This is a genomic window from Streptomyces sp. MMBL 11-1 (genome assembly GCF_028622875.1).
In the GTDB taxonomy this organism is placed as follows: domain Bacteria; phylum Actinomycetota; class Actinomycetes; order Streptomycetales; family Streptomycetaceae; genus Streptomyces.
In genome coordinates this window covers 7371216-7391411 of sequence record NZ_CP117709.1, presented here as the reverse complement: position 1 = coordinate 7391411, position 20196 = coordinate 7371216, and the positions used below count along the sequence as shown (strand labels likewise).

16 protein-coding genes are annotated in these 20196 nt (G+C 71.6%); 12 read left to right on the top strand and 4 right to left on the bottom strand.

Translation table 11 applies throughout. The features are described 5' to 3' along the window. Positions 1 to 80: 80 nt before the first annotated feature. Positions 81 to 1487 carry an MFS transporter gene (locus PSQ21_RS32520; protein ID WP_274034952.1) on the bottom strand — a complete coding sequence of 469 codons (1407 nt, stop codon included), beginning with the start codon at positions 1485 to 1487 and terminating at the stop codon, positions 81 to 83. Between the two features lie 91 nt (positions 1488 to 1578). After that, positions 1579 to 2823, bottom strand: coding sequence for an L-2-hydroxyglutarate oxidase (gene lhgO, locus PSQ21_RS32515; RefSeq protein WP_274034950.1), 1245 nt, complete (start codon positions 2821 to 2823; stop codon positions 1579 to 1581). A gap of 134 nt (positions 2824 to 2957) precedes the next feature. Here lhgO and PSQ21_RS32510 point away from each other — a divergent pair, with 134 nt between their 5' ends. After that, positions 2958 to 3620: a GntR family transcriptional regulator gene (locus tag PSQ21_RS32510; RefSeq protein ID WP_274034949.1), complete on the top strand. Its 663-nt coding sequence runs from the start codon at positions 2958 to 2960 to the stop codon at positions 3618 to 3620. 45 nt (positions 3621 to 3665) lie between these two features. On the opposite strand, the gene PSQ21_RS32505 is transcribed toward PSQ21_RS32510, so the two are convergent. After that, positions 3666 to 5567 (bottom strand): alkyl/aryl-sulfatase, encoded by a 1902-nt coding sequence (locus tag PSQ21_RS32505; RefSeq protein WP_274034948.1) that lies wholly within the window; start codon positions 5565 to 5567, stop codon positions 3666 to 3668. Between the two features lie 353 nt (positions 5568 to 5920). Between PSQ21_RS32505 and PSQ21_RS32500 the strand changes: the two genes are divergently transcribed. From PSQ21_RS32500 to PSQ21_RS32450, 11 genes are all read left to right on the top strand, one after another. Then, entirely contained in the window at positions 5921 to 6754 is an 834-nt protein-coding gene (locus tag PSQ21_RS32500) for an IclR family transcriptional regulator (protein ID WP_274034946.1), read from the top strand. A gap of 645 nt (positions 6755 to 7399) precedes the next feature. Beyond that, on the top strand, positions 7400 to 8122 hold the full coding sequence (locus tag PSQ21_RS32495) for a maleate cis-trans isomerase family protein (RefSeq protein ID WP_274034945.1): 723 nt from the start codon (positions 7400 to 7402) through the stop codon (positions 8120 to 8122). A 127-nt stretch (positions 8123 to 8249) separates the two neighbouring features. Continuing rightward, on the top strand, positions 8250 to 9233 hold the full coding sequence (locus PSQ21_RS32490) for a membrane dipeptidase (protein WP_274034944.1): 984 nt from the start codon (positions 8250 to 8252) through the stop codon (positions 9231 to 9233). Between the two features lie 44 nt (positions 9234 to 9277). Beyond that, positions 9278 to 10885, top strand: coding sequence for a phytoene desaturase family protein (locus PSQ21_RS32485; RefSeq protein WP_274034942.1), 1608 nt, complete (start codon positions 9278 to 9280; stop codon positions 10883 to 10885). Then, positions 10882 to 12516, top strand: coding sequence for an ABC transporter substrate-binding protein (locus tag PSQ21_RS32480; protein ID WP_274034941.1), 1635 nt, complete (start codon positions 10882 to 10884; stop codon positions 12514 to 12516). The genes PSQ21_RS32485 and PSQ21_RS32480 overlap by 4 nt, the downstream gene beginning before the upstream one ends. Before the next feature lie 13 nt (positions 12517 to 12529). Beyond that, the gene (locus tag PSQ21_RS32475) at positions 12530 to 13480 is read left to right on the top strand and encodes an ABC transporter permease (RefSeq protein WP_274034940.1); all 951 of its coding nucleotides are present in this window, start codon (positions 12530 to 12532) and stop codon (positions 13478 to 13480) included. 19 nt (positions 13481 to 13499) lie between these two features. Continuing rightward, positions 13500 to 14447 (top strand): ABC transporter permease, encoded by a 948-nt coding sequence (locus tag PSQ21_RS32470; protein WP_274034938.1) that lies wholly within the window; start codon positions 13500 to 13502, stop codon positions 14445 to 14447. 14 nt (positions 14448 to 14461) lie between these two features. Then, entirely contained in the window at positions 14462 to 15484 is a 1023-nt protein-coding gene (locus PSQ21_RS32465) for an ABC transporter ATP-binding protein (protein WP_274034936.1), read from the top strand. Next, positions 15481 to 16617 carry an ABC transporter ATP-binding protein gene (locus tag PSQ21_RS32460; protein WP_274034935.1) on the top strand — a complete coding sequence of 379 codons (1137 nt, stop codon included), beginning with the start codon at positions 15481 to 15483 and terminating at the stop codon, positions 16615 to 16617. The genes PSQ21_RS32465 and PSQ21_RS32460 overlap by 4 nt, the downstream gene beginning before the upstream one ends. Continuing rightward, positions 16614 to 18128 carry an aldehyde dehydrogenase gene (locus PSQ21_RS32455; RefSeq protein WP_274034933.1) on the top strand — a complete coding sequence of 505 codons (1515 nt, stop codon included), beginning with the start codon at positions 16614 to 16616 and terminating at the stop codon, positions 18126 to 18128. Before PSQ21_RS32460 ends, PSQ21_RS32455 begins: the two co-directional genes overlap by 4 nt. 108 nt (positions 18129 to 18236) lie before the next feature. Then, a complete protein-coding gene (locus tag PSQ21_RS32450) occupies positions 18237 to 18524 on the top strand; it encodes a muconolactone Delta-isomerase (RefSeq protein ID WP_274034932.1) in 288 nt (95 codons plus the stop codon). Between the two features lie 21 nt (positions 18525 to 18545). On the opposite strand, the gene PSQ21_RS32445 is transcribed toward PSQ21_RS32450, so the two are convergent. Then, positions 18546 to 20129 carry a hypothetical protein gene (locus PSQ21_RS32445; protein ID WP_274034931.1) on the bottom strand — a complete coding sequence of 528 codons (1584 nt, stop codon included), beginning with the start codon at positions 20127 to 20129 and terminating at the stop codon, positions 18546 to 18548. Positions 20130 to 20196: the final 67 nt, after the last annotated feature.

The window sequence follows — 20196 nt, the reverse complement described above, 5'->3', positions numbered from 1 at the left end:
GGCGGCCCGGACCGAGGTCGGTCCGGGCCGCCCCGTTCGGGCATTCCTTGTCCCGGGCGGCTCGCGCCCCGGCCCTGCCCTCAGTGGGCCTGGCCCGCGCGGACGTCGTCCCGGTCCGGTGTCCGGCTCGGGGGCAGCTCGGTTCCGGAGTCCCGCCGTACGGGAGGGGAGGCCGAGGGGGTTCCCCGGTCGAAGGCGGCGCCGACGACGACCACGACGGCTGCGGCGACGAGGAGGAGGGAGACGCCCCAGGTGGCGTGGGTCGCGCTGGCCCCGACGATGGCCAGGGCAGCCAGCGGGGCAAGTCCGCCCGAGAGGGCGGCGCCGACCTCCCGTCCCGTGCCGACTCCGCTGACCCGGACGTCCGCCGGGAACTGGCGGGAGAGCAAAGAGCCTTGCGGGGCGAACATGGCCGGTGCCAGCAAGCCCGTCGCGATGATCAGGCACAGCCAGATCAGGATCGAGTTTCCCGTGTCGAGCAGGACGAAGAACGGGAAGGCGAAGAGCGCCGAGGCGACGCCGCCGGCCGCCAGCACCCGGCGGCTGCCGAAGCGGTCGCTGGCCCAGCCGAAGAGCGGCACGGTGACGAGGGCGGTGGCACTGGCCAGGGTGATCCCGAAGGCGCCGACGCCGGCCGAGACGTCCTGGAAGTCCGAGAGGTAGGCCAGCGAGAAGGTCTTGAAGATGTAGCTGAGGGCGTTGTATCCCAACGAGACGGCCAGGACCACGAGCAGACCGCGCCGCTCCTTGCGCAGCAGGGTGACGAACGGCATCTGCGGGGTGGTGTCCCGCTCCTGCTTCTTCTGGCTGTCGTGGAAGTCGCGCGACTCCGGCACACGGCGCCGCACCCACAGGCCCACGCCGGCGAGGGCGAAGCTCGCGACGAACGGGATGCGCCAGCCCCAGGACAGGAGCGCCTCCTCGTCCAGGGTCGTCAGCACCGTGACGGTCAGCGACGACATCAGCAGCCCGAGGTTGAGGCCCAGGGCCGGCCAGGCGCCCTGACGGCCGCGCCGGTTCTCGTCGGCATGCTCATAGGCGACGACCGCCGCACTGCTGTACTCGGCTCCGGCACCGAGGCCCTGGAAGATGCGCAGGATCACCAGGGCGATCGGGGCCGCGATTCCGGCGGTCCCGTACGCGGGAAGCAGCCCGATCAGTCCGGTGGAGACACCCATCAGGACGAAGGTGATGATCAGTACGTTCCGCCGGCCGATGCGGTCCGCGAGGTGCCCGAACAGGATGCCGCCCAGCGGGCGGGCCAGGAACCCGGCCGCGAAGGTCGCGAAGGCAGCCATCGTGCCGGTCGCGCCGTCGGTCTGCGGGAAGAAGATCTTGCCGAAGACCAGGGCGGCCATGGAGGCATAGAGATAGAAGTCGTACCACTCCAGCGCGGAGCCCACGATGGTGGCGGTGGCCACGCGGCGGCGGGCGGTGGCGGCGGATGGTCCGGGGTCCTGCGCTTCTTTGTACGGGGCGTTCGCCATGGGCTGTCCTCGATCACCGTTGAAGGAGAGGTGGATGGGATAGGAGGAAGGAGGCAGGGAGAGGGGGAGGGAAGAGCGGGGAGTGGAGCGGTCAGGCGGCGGACTCTTCACGTGCGGTCCGGGCCGACTCCCCGTGACCGAGCTGCTCGAAGACGTCGGCCGCGATCCGGCTGCCGATGGGGAGACTCGATGTGGCCGCGGGCGACGGCGCGTTGAGCACGTGGACGGCGCGCGGGGTGCGGCTGATCACGAAGTCGTCGACCAGTTGCCCGTCCGCCGTGACCGCTTGGGCGCGTACGCCGCTTCCGTGCCGCCGCATGTCCCTGCTCTCGATCTCCGGGAGCAGGCGGCGGACGTCGCGGACGAACAGCGGCCAGATCAGCGACCGGCTGATCTCGGTGGCCCCGTGCCGCCAGAAGCGTCGCGCGAGACCGCGCAGGGCGGGGTCCCGCAGCAGCTCTCCCACCATGCGGGGGTCGACGTCGCGCCAGCGGTAGCCCTGGCGGGCCAGCGCGGGCACGGCGTTGGGCCCCACGTGGACCGTGCCGTCGAGCATGGGCGTGATGTGCACGCCGAGAAAGGGCAGCTCGGGGTCGGGCACCGGGTACACCGGGTTGTTGACCAGTCCCCGGCGGCCGGGCCTGATCTCGGCGTACTCGCCGCGGAAGGGCATGATCCGCACCGTCGGGCGGTCGCCGACCGCGGCCGCGACCTTGTCGCTGTGCAGGCCCGCGCAGTTGACCAGGATCCGGGCGCGGATCTCCTCGCCGGGTGTGCGGATCACGGTCCGGCCCTCGGCCTCGGCGAAGGAGAGGGCAGGTGACCGGGTGCGCAGCTCGGCGCCGAGTCCGGTCAGCTCGGCCGCCAGTGCGCGGCACACCTGGCCGAAGTCGGTCATGGCGGTGTCGGCGACCGCCAGAGCGGCCACCCCGGCGACATGCGGTTCCCGCTCGGCGAACTCCGCGCGGCTCAGCCGCTGCACGGTGACGCCGTTCGCCCGGCCGCGCTCCGCGAGCGCCTCCAGGCCGGGGAGCTGGGCCGTGGACGTGGCCACCACGAGCTTTCCCGTGCGCTTGACGGGCACGTCGCGCTGTTCGCAGTACCGGATCATCTCCTCGCCACCGGTCCGGGCCAGCCGGGCCTTGAGGGAGCCGGGCGCGTAGTACAGGCCGCTGTGGATGACGTTGCTGTTGTGTCCGGACTGATGGGCGCCCCAGCGCGCTTCCTTCTCCAGGACCGTGACGGACAGACCGGGCCGGGTACGCAGCAGCGCCCGGGCCGTGGCGAGTCCGAGCAGCCCTCCTCCGATGACGGCGACATCTATGGCACGTGACATCCGGCGGCCTCTCTGGTGGCTCTGATGACTCTCTGGTGGCGCGAACAAGACAGCGCAGCGGCTGTATACATTCGCTGCGAGTGGGCTGAATGTATACAGCCGCTGCGACGGTGCACAAGAGATAGAGTGAGACGGTGACCCGACCAGCCCGGACCCCCAGCAGCACGAGGAACGGCGCCGCCGTCATCGCCGAACGGCTCCGTACGTCCATCCGCGACGGTGGACTGCTCCCAGGCACCCGCCTGGTGCAGGAAAAGCTCGCGACCGAGCTGAAGGTGAGCCGCATTCCGCTGCGCGAGGCCCTGCACACGCTGGCGGCCGAAGGCCTGATCGAGGTTCAGCCGCAGCGCGGCATGCTCGTGGCGGAGCTCAGCCACGGCGAGATCGCCGAACTCTTCGAACTGCGCCTCCAGATGGAACCGCGACTGGCCGACGAGATCGTGCGCGGCTGCCGCGACCGGGACATCGACGAACTCCAGGAGATCGCCGACGAGATGTGCCGCCGGGGCGCCGACGCCGCCGGCCGGGCCTCCCTCAACTACGAGTTCCACCGGCGCGTCTACGCCCTGTCCGAACGACGGCTCACGCTGCGCTTCGTCGATCAACTGCTGCATCTCGTCGAGCCGTACAGCCGACGCTGGGTGCGCTCGGGCCACGACCTGCAGCGCATCGACGACGAGCACCAGCGCATGGTCGACGCGTTGCGTGACCGGGACGCCGCAGCACTGCGCCGCGTGATCGTCGCGCATGTCGAAGGCGCTCGCGATCACGTCATGGCCGCCCAGCGAGGGCAGTGACCCTCGGACCGCGGGTTCCGCGGATGCCGCGGGCGGGTCGGTGTGCTAGGGCGTGACGATGGCGAAGTCGGGGTCCGGGGTGCCGAGATGGCCGAGGAGTTCGGTCAGGGGCGCGAGGTCCCCGACGATCTCCACATCCGGCCGTCCCGACAGTTCGTCCGGCGACACGGTGCCGAGCAGCACCGCGCGCAGGGTGGCCTCGTCGAGGCCGACCGTGAGGTCGGGGTCGGCGGCCGCCGGGCCGGTGCCGGTGACGTGGGTGAGGACGCCGTTGCGCAGCCGCATGGTGAGCGGGTCGCCGTTGGACAGCTGCCAGCGCACGGTGATGTCCGCGTCCCAACTGCTCGGCCCGTCCACCCGGATGGCGAGGGAGTCGCAGAGCTGCTCCATGGTCAGGGCCGCCAGCAGGTCCGGTGCGACGGTGGAGGTGGGGGTGCCGACGGATCCATGGCGCAACTCCAGGGCGCCCATCAGGTAGAAGTTGCGCCAGGTGCCGTTCTCACTGCCGTATCCGAGCTGTTCCAGCGCGTCGGCCTGCAGGTCCCGTGCCGCGGTGTGGTCCGGGTCGGCGAAGATCACATGGTTGACGACCTGGACCACCCAGCGGAAGTCGCCCTCGGCGTAGGACCGGCGGGCACGCTTCAGCACCTCGTCCGCACCGCCCATGAATTCCACGTACCGCCGGGCCGCCTCGGTGGGCGGGTGCTCCCACAGATGTGCCGGGTTTCCGTCGAACCAGCCCAGGTAACGCTGGTAGATCGCCTTGGTGTTGTGGCTGACGGATCCGTAGTAGCCGTGGGTGTGCCAGGCCCGTTCCAGGGCCGGGGGCATTGTGATCTCCTCCGCGATCTCCGGTCCCGTCAGCCCCTGGTTGAGCATGCGCAGGGTCTGGTCGTGCAGGTAGGCGTAGAGGTCGCGCTGTGCGGACAGGAACGTCAGGACGCGGTCACGGCCCCGGACCGGCCAGTGGTGCGAGGCGAAGGCGACGTCGGAGGAGTCGACGAAGAGGTCGATCGCTTCGGTCAGGTACCGGGCCCAGACCCTGGGGTCACGGACCTCCGCGCCCCGCAGGGTCAGCAGATTGTGCAGGTTGTGGGTGGCGTTCTCCGCCATGCACAGGGCCGCGTGGTCGGGGAAGTGGATGTTCAGCTCCGCCGGAGCCTCGGTGCCGGGAGTGAGCTGGAAGACCATCCGGATGCCGTCGACCCTCTCCGTCTGCCCGGAACGGGTGATGTCCACCGTCGGGGCGATCAGGCCGACCATGCCGGTGGAGAGGGTCTGGCCGAGGCCGGCTCCGATCTGCCCGCGCGCGCTCCTTGGCAGGGCGGCTCCGTACATGTAGGCGGCACGGCGGTTCATGGCCGCGCCCGCGTAGACGTTCTCGCTGACGGCGTGCTCCAGGAATCCGTGCGGGGCGAACACCGGTACGCCGTTCGCAACGTCCTCGTCGCCGATGACACCCCGCACTCCGCCGAAGTGGTCGGCGTGGCTGTGGGTGTAAAGGACGCCGGTGACCGGCCGGTCACCGCGGTGCCCCCGGTACAGGGCGAGGCCGGCGGCCGCCGTCTCCGCGCAGAGCAGCGGGTCGACGACCAGAATGCCGCGCTCGCCCTCGACGATCGTCATGTTCGACAGGTCGAAGCCGCGTACCTGGTAGATGCCCTCGGTCACCTCGAACAGGCCGTGGTCGGAACAGAGCCGGCTCTGCCGCCACAGGCTCGGGTTGGCCGTGTCGGGGCACTCCTGATCGAGGAATCCGTAGGCGCCCAGGTCCCACACCGCGCGCCCCTCGGCGTCACGGATCACATGATCCTCGGCCGTACCCATGAAGCCGCGCCGCGCGTCCTCAAGATCCTGGCCGTCGCTGAAGGGGTAGTTCCGCCGTACCGCCTCGTTCGCCTGCGCGACGGCCTGCTCGGCCGGCTTGGCGTCGGTGTTCCGCACCATCTCGAACTCCCTCGGGGCAGCGGACCGGAGACCCCGCCCGGCAGGACACGGCCAGGGCCAGCCTCACCCCGCGCGTCCCTCGGCACGAGCGGGTGTAGGCCGTCCGGGGAACCGCCGGTGGCACGCGGCCGGTGCCCGCGGAAGAGGGGCCGCACAGGGGTGAGCCCCGACCGACCGGCCCTCCCGCCGGCTCACCTCGGCGACGACCGGCGGGTGTCGCCTTGGATGACGGGGTGAGGCCACTGTGTGATAATCGCAAGCGATCATTCATGCAACGCGCGGACAGGGTCCGGGGCCGTCCTGCGGGCGCACTCCGCACCGGGCCCTGCTTCCCCAGGGAGAGGACCGGCCCGATGGTGAACGAACAGGGGCCGGAGCCTACGGAGACCCCCTCGCCGCCCGACGCGCCGGCGGCGGGCACGACCGCGAAGCGGACGTCGCCCCCGAGCACGGTGCAGATCGTGGACCACGCCCTGCTGGTGCTCAAGACGATCGCCGAGGCCGACCGGCCGCGCGGGCTGCGTGAGCTGAGCCGGGACCTGGAGATCAGCAAGAGCTCCACCCAGCGGATCCTCGCCTCGCTGGAGCGCGTCGGACTCGCCGTCGTCGACGAGAACTCCCGCAAGTACGTGATCGGGCCGGCCGCGCTCACCCTCGCCTGGCGACACGCCGCCAACAGCGACCTGGTGAGCGCCGCCTCCGAGGCGACGGCCCGCATCGCCGCCGCGACAGGAGAGACCGCGTGCGTCTCGGCCGTGGTGGACGGGCGGCGGGTGACCGTGTACGAGGTGGAGAGTTCCCAGCCGCTCCGTCTCATCACGGGGGTCGGCCGCCCCTACTCCCTCTTCTCCGGCGCGACGGGCCGCGTACTGCTGTCGATGCTGCCCGAGGCTCATCTGGAGCACCTGGTGGGCGAGCACGTTTCCGCGACCGGCGCGACGGACGCGACGGAGATCGTCGACCGGGTCGCCGCCGCCCGCGACCGGGGCTACGCCTTCAGTCGCGGCGAGTGGATCACGGGGGGGTGCGGGGTGGCCGTACCCATCGCGACCCAGGGCACCGTCACCGCGGCACTGAGCATCTACGGCCCCGAGGCACGGCTCGCGGACCAGCGAATGGCCGACCTGGTCCCGCTCCTCCAGTCGGCCGCGGCCCAGATCGCCATCCGCTGGCGCCAGCCGGCCTGATCCGCACACTCCCGCGTGTTTCCGCGGCAAGCCGGGCGGTGACGACCTCCCGCCGGCAGGGCCGTGCGACGGCCGGCTCCTGTGCCGAGCCGGCCCGCCCGACGCGGGACACGGGACGCGTCCGGCCGAGAGCGGTCCCGGTCCAGGCGCCACCGCGCCCAGCCGTTCCACCCGCGTACCGCCCGCCGGTCTGACAACTGACGGCTGACGGCTGACGGCTGACGGCTGACGGCTGACGGCTGACGGCTGACGGCTGACGGCTGACGGCTGACGGCTGACGGGAATCGTCCGGCGCGGGCCCTCTCAGTTCCTCGTCCCCGCAGGCCCATGCAACCCCGCGCACACCCATGGGGAGGCCCGCCCCCGCCGCGCCCACCGCCCGTCCGGCGGCGCTTCTTCGAGCCAAAAACCTACCCATTGACCTGACCAAAACGTGTAGGTACATTGTCCCAAACAATCTGGTCCACTGTCCCAGATTGCTCCACGAGACCGCCGACCTCGGCTGACCGCCAGGAAAGCGGGACCTTTGCCGCTGTACGGGCGACGTTCGCACAGCAAGAATCCATGCACCATTTCAAGCCACTGCGGGCCCGCTCTACGCCTCACCCTTTCCGTATCTACAGCTCATTTCAGGAGAAATGCCCTATGATGCTCGGCTGGCGTGCACGAATCGGACAGATCCGCCCGGCGACCGCGATCGAAGGCGCGGAGGAGTGGCGCTCGGTCGCGCCCACCGGAGTGGCCTTCGCCGACGCCCGGACCATCGTTCCCCGCGTCGACGCCGAGGGCCTGCGCGAAATGATGAGCCAGGTGCTCGACGCCTCCCGGCAACTCGCCACCGCGAAGGTGGACCTGATCGTGCAGTGCGGCGCGCCCGGCACCTTCATCCCGGGCCCCGGCACCGACGAGAAGGTCACGGACGAGATCAAGGCCGAGACCGGGATCCCGGCGATCACCATGATGCAGGCGACCGTCGACGCCCTGCGCGCCGTCGGCGCCACCTCCGTCGCCGTCGGCAGCATCTACACCGACGAGGTCAACGAGGCGCTGCGCGCGTACCTCACGGCCGTCGGCTTCGAGGTGCCCGTGATGGAGGGGCTCCAGATGACCGACCCGTACGAGGCGAGCGTCCACGACGCGGACAGCGCCTACCGGCTCGGGCGCCGGCTGCACAAGGCCGCCCCCGACGCCGACGCGCTGCTGATTTCCTGCGGCACCTACCGGACCTTCGAGATCCTGCCCTACCTCGAAATGGACACCGGCCGCCCGGTGGTGACGAGCAATCAGGCATCCCTCTGGAGCGCCCTGCGCACTCTGGGCCTCCGCGACGAGATCCCCCAGCTCGGCCGCCTCGGCCGCGAGGTCTGACACCGGACCGACCGCACCACCGCACGGCGGTGGCACCGCCCACCGCACCCCATCGTCCCCATCGAGTCGCCCGGCCGGGCCGTCACCTCGCCCGGACCGCGTGGCTCACCTGCGAAGAGGAAAGCACGTGCTGGTAGACGCATTGCAGTTCGTCAAGCCCGCCCGCGAGCGTTTCGAGGAGTGGCACGCCGCCGGAATAGCCGGCGTCCACGCCACCGTCGCCATCTGGGAGGACTCCACCGAAACCATGCGCGAGGTCGGCCGCTGGCAGCGGCTGCTCGCGGAGAACTCCGACCTCCTCGCGGAGGGCCGTACCGCCGACGACGTCCGCGCGGCCGGGAACGGCGGCCGTACCGCCGTCATCCTCGGTTTCCAGAACAGCAGCCCCTTCGAGGACGACCTCGACCTGGTCGGAGCCTTCCACCAGGCCGGGGTCCGGATCTGCCAACTCACGTACAACACCCAGAACTCCGCCGGCGCGGGCTGCTGGGAGAGCGATGACGCCGGTCTCTCCCGCACCTATGGGATCAACCTGATCAGGGAGATGAACCGGGTGGGCATGCTCATCGATGTCTCCCACTGCAACGAGCGCACCTCCCTGGAGGCCCTGGAGGCATCCGAACGCCCCGTGGCGATCACGCACGCCAACCCCCGGGCGTTCGTGGGCGAGAACGTCGAGCTGGCTATCCGCAACAAATCCAACACGGTCCTCAAGAAGGCGGCCGAGTCCGGCGGCGTCGTGGGCCTGAGCATGTACCCGAGAATCGCTCCCAGCGGTGTCGACTGCACCATCGACGAATTCTGCGACATGGTCGCCTACACCGTTGACCTCATCGGCGTCGACCACGTCGGGCTCGGCTCCGACTACTACGCCGGCCAGGGCGACGAAGAACTCCACTGGTGGCGGCAGGGGCGCTGGAGCCGTAAGCCCATGGTCCCCATCTCCGGACCGGTCGAGTTCCCCGAATGGTTCGCCGCGGGCAGCGGTTACGCGACCGTCCTGGAGCACCTGCGCAAGCGCGGGTTCAGCGAGAGCGAGGTCGAGCGGATCGCCGGCGGCAACTGGCTGCGCATGTTCGACGCCGGCTTCGCGGCCGATCCCCGGAACTGAGAGCCGCGGGGACGACGGCGTGGATGCGGAGAGGAGCGGTGGGCATGAACCGGTTTGACGTCGTGGTGGTCGGGGGCGGGCACAACGGGCTGGTGACAGCCGCCTATCTGGGCCGGGCGGGGCTGCGCGTCGCCGTGGTCGAATCCCGGCAGCGCCTCGGCGGGCCCTGCGGAGGATACGAGTTCCTGCCCGGCCGCAGCCTGGCCTTCACCAACTCGCCCGGGTCGCTGAATCCGGCGGTCGTCAGTGAACTCCGGCTCGCCGAGCACGGTCTCCGGTTCGTCCGGGCCGACCCGACCGTGGTCCAGCAGTTCGACGGCCGGTGCTTCCTGGGCTGGCGCGACCCCGCCCGCGTCGACCGGCAGCTTGACGCCTTCGCGCCCGGTGAGGCCGGCCGCTACCGGGAGCTGATCAGCGGTCTGGAACGGCTCGGCGCGAGCCTGCGGGTGTCCCTCGACGGTCCCCCGCCGGCGCTCCGCGACCTCCGGGAGCGGCTGGCCGACCCGGAGGAGCGCAAGCTCTTCACCGCCGTCTTCGACGGCAGCCTCACCGGGCTGCTCGACGAGCGTCTCGCGTCGGACCAGGCCAAGGCGCTGCTCGCCCTGCTGGCGCTGAACGCCCAGCTCGTACCGCCCTCGACGCCCGGCAGCGCTGTCGGACTGATGATGCGCCCGTTCGCTCTGGCCGCGGCGGGCGCACCCCACTCCGGCGACGCCGCCGAGCGGGTCGCGCTCCGCGGCTCCACCGGTCTTCCGGTCGGGTCGATGAGCGCGATCGTGGACGCGTTGGAGGACTGCTGCCGCGCCCACGGCGTCACCCTGCGCACCGGCTCCCCGGTGGTACGGATCCTGCACGGGGGCGGCAGGGCCCGGGGCGTGGTCACCGCGTCCGGCGAGGAGTTCACCGCGGACCGGGTGGTGTCGGCGGTCAACCCGGTGCACCTCTTCCGCGATCTGCTGGACGATGCGGCGATGGGCCCCGAGATCCGGGCGGAGGTCACGGGTACGGCGATGCGCGGATCGGCGTTCAAGGTCGTTCTGGAGGTGGACTCGCTGCCCGCCTACGCGGGGCTCCCCGAGGACGCGGACCCCGAGCAGGTGCGGGCCTGCCAGTTCCGGGTGGGCTCCTCGCTCGGACAGATCGAGGAGTCGATCTCAGGGGCGTTGCGGGGCCACGCGAGCGAACAGCCCCTGATGTGGGGGCTGATACCGACCCTCACCTCTCCCGGCCTCACCCCGGGAGGCACCCACCTCATCAGTGTCAACGCCTGGCACGCCCCCTACCGGCCGCACGACGGGCCGTGGGACGCCGAGCGCACGGAGCGCTTCGGACGCCGGTGTGTCGAGGAACTCTCCCGGCTGATGCCGGGTCTCGCCGACCGCGTCATCGATCACCGGTTCATGAACCCGGTCGAGATCGAGAGCGAACTGGGTCTGCCGGAAAGCAACATCACGCACGGGGACATGCTGCCGGGCAATCTCTTCGGGGCCCGCCCGCACCCCGAGGTCGCCGGCTACCGCACTCCGCTCCAGGGCTTCTACGTCAGTGGCGCCGGGACCTGGCCCGGCGGCTACATCACCGGAACACCCGGCAGGAACACGGCCACAGCGGTGCTCCACGACCTTCACCACGAGCAAAGGCGACAAGCATGAGGCTTTCGCGCCGCGGTGGGCCGCAGCGCCCCCGCACAGGAACACTTCGCCGGACGGCGGGCTGTCTGGCCGTCGTGGGCGTCCTGCTCACCGGCTGCAGCGCCAACCCGTCCTTCGGCCGCGACGAGCGGACCCTGATCATCGGCGCGGAGGGAGAGATCCCCACCCTGGATCCGCACCGCGCCTCCGGCACCCCGGTGCTCCGGGTCATCGACGCCCTCTTCGATCCTCTGATCCGTGAGGACCTCGGCACCGAGACCGCGCAGGCCCCCGAACTCCGGCCCGCGCTCGCCGAATCCTGGCAGGCCTCACCGGACGCGCGGACCTACACCCTCAAGCTCCGCGAGGGGGTCGACTTCGCCGACGGCTCGCCCTTCGACGCCGCCGCCGTGAAAGCCAACTTCGACCGGATCATGGACGAGAACTCCGCCTTCCACGACCCGACGGCCGCCGGGAACATGAAGTTCCTGACCCGCTGGATCAAGAAGGTCGACGTCCGCGACCCGCACACGGTGGTCCTCGGACTCACCGAGCCGTACGCCGGCCTCCCCCGGATGCTCACCGACCGCCGGATGTCGATCATCAGCCCCCAGGCGCTCCGCGCCCACCGGCCCGACGACATCGGCCTGAACCCCGTCGGCACCGGCCCCTTCACCCAGCAGTCCGCCGATCGCGGCAAGCGCATCACGCTGAAGCGGAACGCCGCCTACTGGGGCGGAGCCCCCAGGACCCCCTCCATCATCGTGGAGTCCGTCACCGACCCCACCACGCTCGCCATCGCCGCGCAGACCGGCGAGGTGGACGCGATCCTCAGCGCCGGGGCCCAGCAGGTCCAGCAGCTCGCCGACGGCGGCACCATGACCGTGCAGTACCCGGAACCCGCCAACCAGTACTTCATCCGCCTCAACACCCGCATCGCCCCCACCGACAACGCCGTCTTCCGGCGGGCGCTCAACCACGCCGTCGACCGCCGGGCGATCGCCACGCTCACCGGCCAACAGGTCGCCCCGTCCACCGGACCGCTGCCCCGGGGCAACGAGGCGTACCGGCAGGGCCCCGGGGCCGCCGCGGACTCCTACGACCCCGATGAGGCCCGCCGGCTCATCCGTGAGAGCGGGGTGCCCACCCCCGTACGGCTGCGGATGCTCGCGCCCGACAGCGGCCCCGGCTTCTCCCAGGCCACCGAGATCATGTCGCTCATCCAGCAGGACCTCAAAGCGGTCGGCGTCCGCCTGGACACCCAGTACATGGAGTTCGCCTCGCTCGTCGCCGAGGAGGGCAACGGCTACAACAACACCACCCACGGCTCGTTCAACGGTTGGACCACCGGAGCCGACGCCGCCGACTTCCTGGAGCGGATGTTCAGCGGGGAGCTGCATCCGCCCAACGGCGTCAACCGCGGCTGGTACCGCAACCGGGACGTCGACGCCCTCTTCGACCGTGCCAGGGGCGAGCCCGACCCGGACCGCCGAACGGCGCTCTACCGGGAAGCCGCCGACGGCATCGCGGCCGACGCGCCCTGGGTGTTCCTCTACCAGGACCGGCTGCCCCGCCTGCTGAGCAGGAAGGTCGACGGGGTCGTGCCCGCCGCGTCCGTCTACATCGACTACACCACCATCCGCCGCCGGTGAGGAGACCACAGCCATGAAGGCCACTGCGGCACCACCCCGCCCCGCCGACGTGCGGGCCGCGCCCCCTCGACGGCGCACCCGCCTCCGCGCTCTGCTGGGCTCCGGCAACGCCACCGCCCTCATCGGCGGCACCATCGTCGCCGCCACGATCCTCGTCGCGCTCCTCGCGCCCCTGATCGCCCCGGACGACCCGCTCGCCACCAACCCCTCGTCCATCGGGCTCGCCCCCTTCAGCGGCGGCCACCTCCTCGGCACCGACGAGGTCGGCCGCGACATCCTCAGCCGGCTGATGTACGGCACCCGGCTCGCCCTGCTGGTCGCCGTGGTTCCGACCCTGGTGGCGCTCGCCATCGGCGGCTGCCTCGGACTGCTCTCCGGCTATGTCGGCGGCTGGCTCGACAGCACCCTGATGCGCGTCTTCGACGTGATGTTCTCCTTCCCCGGGATCCTGCTGGCCCTCGGCATCGGGGTCGCTCTCGGCCCCGGCATCACCTCGATGGTCATCGCCATGGTGGTGGTCACCGTCCCCGAGTTCGGCCGGATCGTCCGCGGCAATGTCATCGCCCTGCGCCAGGAACAGTACGTGGAGGCCGCCGGCGCCCTCGGCTACAGCCATCCGCGCATCGCGTTCCGCCACATCACCCCGAACCTGCTCGGCGGTGTGGTCGTCTTCGCCACCCTCCAGACCGGCCGCAACGTCATCCTCAGCTCCAGCCTCGCCTTCCTCGGACTGGGCGCGCAGCCGCCCGCCCCCGACTGGGGTCAGATGCTCAGCGGCGGGCGCGCCCTGCTGGTGACCGCGCCGCACGTCGCCACCATCCCCGGCCTCGCGATCGTCGTACTCGCCGTCGGGTTCAACCTGCTCGGGGACGGCATCCGCGACCGTCTCGACCCGCGCAGCCGCAAGTCCCGGGCCGTGCGCGGCAGCGAACGCACCCTGCGGGCCCGGTGGAGCCGGTCATGAACAGCCCTGGAGATTCGCCATGCTGACCTTCACGCTGCGCCGCGCGCTGCACATGCTCCCGGTCGTCCTCGGGGTGACCATCGCCACCTTCGGCCTCGGCCAGATCATCCCCGGCGACCAGGCGAGCGCCCTGCTCGGCCCCACCGCCTCCGAGGCCGACCGCCAGGCGCTCCGCGAGGACCTCGGCCTGGACCAACCGGCCGTCTCCCGCTACTTCACCTACCTCGGCAGTCTGTTCAACGGCGATCTGGGCCGCTCGCTCTCCTTCGGCCGGCCGGTCTCCGAAGTCCTCTCCGACCGGCTGCTCAACACCCTGCTGCTGTCGGGCACCGCGATCGTCCTCGCGGCGGTCGTGGGCGTCGCCATCGGCACCTGGGCCGCGCAGAAGCCCGGCTCGCCCCGGGACCGGGGCCTCACCGTCGGCGTGCTGTTCTTCAACTCCGTACCGTCGTTCTGGTTCGGGCTGGTGCTCATCATCGTCTTCTCGCTCCAGCTGAGGATGCTTCCCGCCACCGGGATGACCTCCATCGGCGGCGGCGGGGCCCTCGACGTGGCGGCCCACATGGTGCTGCCGGTGATCACCCTCGCCGCGTGGTCGCTGGCGGTCATCGCCCGGATGACCCGTTCCTCGGTGCTGGAGGTCATCGGCAACGACTACGTCCGCACCGCCCGCTCACGCGGGGTCGGCGAGTTCCGGGTGATCGTGCGCCATGTGCTCCCCAACGCCATGCCGTCCGTCATCACGGTGATCGGCCTGCAGGCGGGCTTCCTGCTCAGCGGTGCGGTGCTCACCGAGACGGTGTTCTCCTGGCCTGGCATCGGCCTCGCCCTCCACCAGGCCATCTCCGCCCGGGACATCCCCCTCGTACAGGGCGGGATCCTCGTGATCGCCATCGCGTTCGTGCTGATCAACTTTCTGGTCGACGTGCTCCAGGCGTACTTCAACCCGAAGATCAAACTGGCTTAGAGGGAGACGTCACCGTGACCGTACTGGAAGTCGAACACCTCAAGGTCGCCTACCGCGGCCAGGACCCGGGCGACGAAGCCCCTGTGGAAACCGTGCGCGACGTCTCGTTCGGCGTCGCCGCCGGCGAGTCGCTCGGCGTCGTCGGCGAGTCCGGCTGCGGCAAGAGCCAGACCATGCTGGCGGTCCTGCGGATGCTCGCCCCCGCGGGCGTCGAGATCTCCGGCCGGGTGACCTTCGACGGCAAGGACCTGACCGCGCTCACCCCTCGGCAGATGCGTACCGTCCGGGGCTCCGGCATCGGGCTCGTCTCCCAAGACGCGCTCTCCGCGCTCAACCCGGCCATGACCATCGGCCGGCAGATGGCCGAACCCCTCATTCACTACGACGGGTTCAGCCGGCGGGCGGCCGCCTCGCGGTGCGCCGAACTCCTGGACCTCGTCGGACTCCCCGCCGCCCGCGAACGGCTCCGCAGCTACCCCCACGAACTGTCCGGCGGCATGCGCCAGCGCGTTCTGATCGCCATGGCCATCAGCCGCGAACCCCAGGTCCTGATCGCCGACGAGCCGACCACCGCCCTCGACGTCACCATCCAGTCCCAGGTGCTCCAGCTCATCGACCGGCTCCGCAAGGACCTCCGGATGGCTCTCGTCCTCATCACCCACGACCTCGGGGTCGTCGCCGGGGTCACCGACCGGATCGCGGTGATGTACGCGGGCCGGATCGTGGAGACGGCCCCCACCACCGCACTCTTCGACCGTCCGAGCCACCCGTACACCAGGGCGCTGATGGAGTCCATTCCCCGGATGGACCGCGAACAGGTCGAGCGTCTGCCCGCCATCCCCGGCTTCCCGCCCGACCCCGCCGCGCCGCCGCCCGGCTGCGCCTTCCGACCCAGGTGCACCGTCGCCCGCGCGACCTGCGAGGACTCCGTGCCGGAACTCCTCCCCCTCTCCCCCACCGCCCCCGGCCACCTCGTCCGCTGCCCCTACACCGCACCGGTCCTCGTCGGGGCGGACCACCGAGAAGAGCGCACATGAACGCCGCCGACGCCCTGCCTCCCGCCACCGCCGAACCACCCGGCACCGACCACGACACCGACGCCGTCGCCGTCACCGACCTCCGCGTCCACTTCCCCCTCCGTACCGGGGTGCTGCGCAGGGTCACCGGTACCGCGCACGCCGTGGACGGGGTCTCCTTCACCGTGCCCGCCCGAAGCATCGTCACCATCGTCGGCGAGAGCGGCAGCGGTAAGACCACCACCGGGCGGGCCCTGGTCGGCCTCTCGCCCATCACCTCGGGCCGGGTCAGCGTCCACGGCCGGCCCCTGGACGAGATCCGCCGCGCGGGGGCGCTGCCCCGGCTCGCCCAGATCGTCTACCAGGACCCGTACGCCAGTCTCAACCCGCGGATGACCATCAGGGCGATGATCCGCGAGGTCATCACCGTTCACCGGACGACGCCCCGCGAGAAGACCGGGGAGCGGGTCGAGGAACTCCTCGCGCAGGTGGGCCTCCGCACGGAGCTGGCCGACCGCTATCCCCATGAGCTCTCCGGCGGCCAGCGCCAGCGCGCGGCCATCGCCCGTGCCCTGGCGGTCGAGCCCCGCTTCATCGTCTGCGACGAGATCGTCTCCGCGCTCGACGTCAGCATCCAGGGTCAGATCGTCAATCTCCTCAAGGACCTCCGCCGCGAACAGGACGTCAGCTTCCTGTTCATCTCCCACGACATGAGCGTGGTGCGGCACATCTCGGACCACGTCATCGTCATGTACGGCGGCCTGATCATGGAGAGCGGCCCCTGCGACGAGGTGTTCTCCGCGCCCCGTCACCCCTACACCCACGCGCTGCTCGCGGCCGTGCCCGTGCCCGATCCCCGGGCCCCCGGCCTCCGGGGCGAGATCCGCACCAGGGCGGAGCCCCCGGACCCGTCCGACCCGCTGCCCGGCTGCCGCTTCCAGCGCTCCTGCCCCTTCGCCACCGATGTCTGCCGCGAGGGCGCGCCGCCGCCGACCGTCGCCGCCGGGGCGACCGGACACACCCTGGCCTGCCATCACGCCGACGCCCCCGAGGTACGGGCCGCGCTCGCCGGCGACAGCCTTCCCCCGGGGCCCCCGTCCCCGCAGACCCCTCCCTCGGAACCTCCGTCCTCGGAAAGGACCACCGCTCCATGAACACTTCCGGCAACACCTCCGAGAACGCTCCCGGCAGTGCGCCGGCCACGGAGGACTACACCTCCCACACGGGCGGGGCGCGGCGCGCGCCGGCCGGCACGGCGGTACCGCTGACCGACCCGGCCACCGGGGAGGTCTGGGCCCGTGCGCACCAGGACCCGGAGGCCGTGGACGCCGCCGTCGACGCGGCCCGCACCGCCTTCCTCGCCCCGTCCTGGGGCGCGCTTCCCGCCCACGCCCGCGCGGACCTGCTCTACCGGCTCGGCGATGTGCTGGTCGCGCACACCGAGGAACTCGCGCTGCTGGAGACCCGGGCCAACGGGAAACCTCTCACCGCCACCCGGGGCGAGGTCGGCGCGCTGGCCCGCTGGTACCGCTACTTCGCGGCCGTGGCGGAGACCATGGAGGACGTCTCACGTCCGCTCAGCGGCACGGCGAGGGCGCTGATCGCCCAGGAACCGCTGGGCGTCGTCGCCGCGCTCACCCCCTTCAACGGCGCGCTCTCGCTGGGCTCCTGGAAGCTCGCCCCGGCGCTGGCCGCCGGCAACACCGTGATCCTCAAGCCGCCGCCGCACGCCCCGGCCTCCTCGGTGCGCCTGGCCGAACTGGCCCTGGAGGCGGGGTTCCCGCCCGGGGTGATCGGCGTCGTCATCGGCGGCGCCGACGAGGGCCGCCGCCTCACCGAGCACCCCGACGTCGCCATGGTCACCTTCACCGGCAGCACCGCTGTCGCCCGGACGCTCGGGGCGCGCGCGGCCGAGCGGATGAAGCGCTACGTCTGCGAGGCCGGCGGCAAGTCCGCGCACATCGTCTTCGCCGACGGAGACCTCGACGCCGCCGTCGTCGCGGCCCGGCAGGGAGCCTTCTCCGCGGCCGGTCAGACCTGTGTCGCGGGCTCCCGCCTCCTCGTCCAGCGGGAGGTGTACGAGGAGTTCCTCCGCAGGTACGGGGATGCGGTCGGGCGGCTACGGGTCGGCGACCCCCGCGATCCGCGTACCCATGTCGGACCGGTGGCCTCGGCGGCGGCTCTGGAACGGATCGAAGGATACGTGGACGACGCCCTCGCGAAGGGCGCGCGGGCCGTCACCGGTGGGAAGCGGGCCACGGTCGCCGCCCCCGCCGAGGCGGGCTTCTGGTACGAGCCGACCGTCCTGGCCGATGCCGCGCCCGACCTCGCGGTCTGCCGGGAGGAGGTCTTCGGCCCGGTCGTCACGGTGCATCCCTTCGACACCGAGGACGAGGCGGTCGAGCTCGCCAACTCCGTCGAGTACGGCCTGGCCGCGGGTTTCTGGACCCGTGACGCGGCACGCGCCCACCGGGTGGCCCGGCGGCTGGAGGCGGGCGTGGTCTGGGTGAACACCTACCGGATGCTGCACTGGAGCGTGCCGTTCGGTGGCTACAAGCAGTCCGGTCTGGGCCGGGAGAACGGCGTCGAGGCGGTCGCCGAGTTCCTCCGGACGAAATCCGTCATCACCGAACACGGCACCCCCGTCGACCCGTTCGGCGACTGACCAAGCCCATCAGGCCCTCCCCTCCCTTCCCCTCCCCTCCCCCGCCGGGCCGCCCGGCCCGGCGGCCCGCATCCGGAATACCTCCGTCTCAGGAACAGGACGTGCCCCATGGAATTTCTCGTCAACATCCGGATCACCTGGCCCGAAGCCATGGACCCCGGCCTCAAGGAGAGGGTCTCCGACGACGAGCGCTGCCGCGCCGCCGAACTCGCCACGTCCGGGTCCCTGGTCCGTATGTGGCGCGTGCCCGGCCGGACCGAGAACTGGGGACTGTGGCGCGCGGCGGACCCCACCGAACTGCACACCATCATCTCGTCGCTGCCGGTCTGGCCCTGGATGGACGTCACGGTGCACGCCCTGGCCGACCACCCGGTGGACCCGGGACCGACGGCCTGACGGGACGGCGGGAGACCGCTGTCAGCCGGTGCAGGTGACCTTCAGCGCTGATATCGCATGGTGCTCGTAGTCACGGTCCTCGCCCCGGTCGTGCAACCGCACGGAGAGCTTCAGGGCATCCACGGGGAAGGTGCCCGGCACGTTGTACCAGCTGCCGCGACGGTCCTGCTGACGGACGTGGAAGGAGCCGACGAGGTTGCTGGTCCGGGGCAGGAACCGGTCGTAGACGGTGTAGTAGCTCGGGTCGCCGCCCACCCGCGAGATGTCCGAACTCCCCGGTACATGGACGGAGATGGCGCAGTTCTTCGCGGAGGCGGGGAGGTCGAATATCCAGGTCGCCGATCCACCGGAGTCCTTGGAGGAACTGCCCGACATCGGCATGGAGAGGTACTTCCCCGCGCAGCCGTAGCCGCCGAACCCTCCGCTGTGGGTGGCCCAGCCCTCCTTGCCGTCGCTGTAGTAGCCCGACTTCTGGAAGCGCTGGGTGGGGCACTCCGGCCCGGACACGCCGCTGTACACGACGGCGGGTGCCGCCTTGGCCGCGGGACCTGCCGATGGCGCCTTGGTGGGGGTGTCCGGGCCCGCGTCGGTGGGAGCCTTGTCGCCGGAGGCCTTGCCGCTCGTTCTGCCGGCCGCCCCGCTGCCGCCCTCGGTCTTCTCCTCGGCGGCCCGGTCCACGGGCTTCCGCTCTCCTCCCGCGTCCGGACGTACGTCACCGACGGGATCCTTGGCACCGCGGGCAGGTGTGCCGGCCGACTTGTCGGCACCAACCGGCTTGATGTCCTTGCGGATTTCGGGGTCGGTGCCCGGTACGTAGCCGCCGGCCCCGCCGTCGCCCTTCCAGGCCGCCGCGGCCTCCTGGCTCTCGGGCTTGGGGTCGTCCTTCTGCGCGGAGGCGACGACGAAGGGGGTCGCGAGGAGCAGCGCTCCGGCGAAGACCGCCGCGACCACCATCGGGCGCGACACCCGGCCGGGCCGCTCCGGGGCGCCGCCCTCCCCGGACACGGCGCTGCCGGGGGGACGGGATGTGGCCGCCGCGGACGCGGCCGTGGCGGGTTCGGCGGCGACGGCTCCCGCCGCGGCGGCGGTCGTCTTTGTCGAGGCCGCCTCCGAAGGCACGGCTGCGGACTCCTCGGCCGCCGGTTCCTTCGCGGCGGCGGCGGAGGACTCACTCGTGGCGGGCTCACCCGCGGTGGCCGGCTTCCCGGCGCTCGCGGCGGACGACGCGGTGACCGGTCCTGGGACGGCCCCGGCGACGGACGTGGCGCTCTTCGCTGCTGTCGGCGCCGGTTCTTCCCGGGCGACGGCGGAGCTCTCACCGCCCGCCGGCCCGCCGGGCCCGTTCGTGGCCCGGCCGATGGAGACACCGGCCGCGTGCACGACCGCCGGGGCGGGGGCCGGGGTCTCCTCCGGCTCCTCCGGGCCGGTCTTCGACGAGGTCGGTGTCGGCGTGCAACCGCCCTGCCCCTCGCCGGCGACCGTACGGCCGCTGTCTTCCCCGACCGTGCCCGAGGACGGTGCGGACGGGGCGCCTATGCCCCCCGGAGGCGCCCCCTCCGTACCGTTCGCGGACTCACTCGCCTCGCTGGACCGCTCTCGCTTCATGGATCGCCCCTCTTTCCCTGCCATGGGTTCTCTTCAACCTTTTCGAGTGCCGCGCGGAGGGCTTGGT

What these genes read in the sequence shown, in the direction of transcription:
- PSQ21_RS32495 (WP_274034945.1), top strand. Translation starts at nt 7,400, where the DNA reads ATGATGCTCGGCTGGCGTGCACGAATCGGACAGATCCGCCCGGCGACC.
- PSQ21_RS32500 (WP_274034946.1), top strand. Translation starts at nt 5,921, where the DNA reads ATGGTGAACGAACAGGGGCCGGAGCCTACGGAGACCCCCTCGCCGCCC.
- PSQ21_RS32520 (WP_274034952.1), bottom strand. Translation starts at nt 1,487, where the DNA reads ATGGCGAACGCCCCGTACAAAGAAGCGCAGGACCCCGGACCATCCGCC.
- PSQ21_RS32480 (WP_274034941.1), top strand. Translation starts at nt 10,882, where the DNA reads ATGAGGCTTTCGCGCCGCGGTGGGCCGCAGCGCCCCCGCACAGGAACA.
- PSQ21_RS32505 (WP_274034948.1), bottom strand. Translation starts at nt 5,567, where the DNA reads ATGGTGCGGAACACCGACGCCAAGCCGGCCGAGCAGGCCGTCGCGCAG.
- PSQ21_RS32455 (WP_274034933.1), top strand. Translation starts at nt 16,614, where the DNA reads ATGAACACTTCCGGCAACACCTCCGAGAACGCTCCCGGCAGTGCGCCG.
- PSQ21_RS32450 (WP_274034932.1), top strand. Translation starts at nt 18,237, where the DNA reads ATGGAATTTCTCGTCAACATCCGGATCACCTGGCCCGAAGCCATGGAC.
- PSQ21_RS32460 (WP_274034935.1), top strand. Translation starts at nt 15,481, where the DNA reads ATGAACGCCGCCGACGCCCTGCCTCCCGCCACCGCCGAACCACCCGGC.
- PSQ21_RS32445 (WP_274034931.1), bottom strand. Translation starts at nt 20,129, where the DNA reads ATGAAGCGAGAGCGGTCCAGCGAGGCGAGTGAGTCCGCGAACGGTACG.
- PSQ21_RS32475 (WP_274034940.1), top strand. Translation starts at nt 12,530, where the DNA reads ATGAAGGCCACTGCGGCACCACCCCGCCCCGCCGACGTGCGGGCCGCG.
- PSQ21_RS32485 (WP_274034942.1), top strand. Translation starts at nt 9,278, where the DNA reads ATGAACCGGTTTGACGTCGTGGTGGTCGGGGGCGGGCACAACGGGCTG.
- PSQ21_RS32470 (WP_274034938.1), top strand. Translation starts at nt 13,500, where the DNA reads ATGCTGACCTTCACGCTGCGCCGCGCGCTGCACATGCTCCCGGTCGTC.
- lhgO (WP_274034950.1), bottom strand. Translation starts at nt 2,823, where the DNA reads ATGTCACGTGCCATAGATGTCGCCGTCATCGGAGGAGGGCTGCTCGGA.